Origin of the sequence: Alkalibacillus haloalkaliphilus C5 (assembly GCF_000269905.1) — a bacterium.
GTDB classification, from domain to species: Bacteria; Bacillota; Bacilli; order Bacillales; family Alkalibacillaceae; genus Alkalibacillus; species Alkalibacillus haloalkaliphilus_A.
Map to the genome: position 1 here is coordinate 1 of NZ_AKIF01000281.1, position 917 is coordinate 917.

Genomic DNA, 917 nt, shown 5'->3' on the forward strand with positions numbered 1-917 from the left:
CGGCTTTTGCAGCTAACGTTATAGCTGACACGCCTTCTTCAGGTGCTACACCAGCATGTGCTTTCTTTCCTCTTGAAGTAATTTCTAACTTCGCTTGAGATGGTGCTGCAACAATAATATTACCTACATCCCCATTACTATCTACAGCATAACCGTATTTCGCTTTCACTAATGTAGCGTCTAACGCTTTAGCACCAACTAGACCAGATTCTTCACCGACTGTAATAATAAGTTGAATATCACCGTGCTCAATTTCTTCTTCTTTCAGTCGTTTAATCATTTCAATCATAGCAGCTATTCCCGCTTTATCATCGGCACCTAAAATAGTAGTACCGTCAGACACAATGTAGTCTCCTTCAATTGAAGGTTTAATGCCTTTACCAGGAACAACTGTATCCATATGAGATGTGAAATAGATCGTGTCAGCATCTTGTTTAGTACCTTTTAAAGTACAAATTAAATTGTTCGCACCATGGCCTGTTTTTTCTTTAGCATCATCTTCTTGAATGTCTAAACCTAAGTCTGTTAACTTTTGTTTCAACACTTCAGCGATCTTTTCTTCGTGTTTCGTTTCTGAGTCTATTTGAACAAGTTCGATAAATTCATCGATTAGTCGTTGTTCGTTTACTTTCATGTTGTCTTACCTCCGTCTTTATAATGGAATGTTTCCATGTTTTTTAGTCGGTCGTTCTTCTTTCTTATTACGCAGCATATTTAAACCTTGCTTCAACTTCAGACGCGTTTCCCTTGGATCAATCACATCATCGACCATACCTAACCCTGCTGCTACATATGGATTCGCGAATTTCTCACGGTACTCATTAATCTTCTCTTGTCGTGTCACTTCTGGTTCATCAGATTCTTGAATCTCTTTAGCAAAAATAATGTTGGCTGCACCTTCAGGACCCATAACGCAA

Annotated in this window: 2 protein-coding genes; both read right to left on the reverse strand. The window is 38.7% G+C overall.

Features of this window, described 5'->3' with window-relative positions; genetic code table 11:
- A partial coding sequence (locus tag A194_RS0116410; protein ID WP_017187854.1) for a M20/M25/M40 family metallo-hydrolase occupies positions 1 to 634 on the reverse strand: 634 nt, incomplete at its 3' end.
- A gap of 18 nt (positions 635 to 652) precedes the next feature.
- Positions 653 to 917 (reverse strand): carboxyl transferase domain-containing protein (locus tag A194_RS0116415; protein WP_272942216.1); only part of this gene is annotated, 265 nt, incomplete at its 5' end.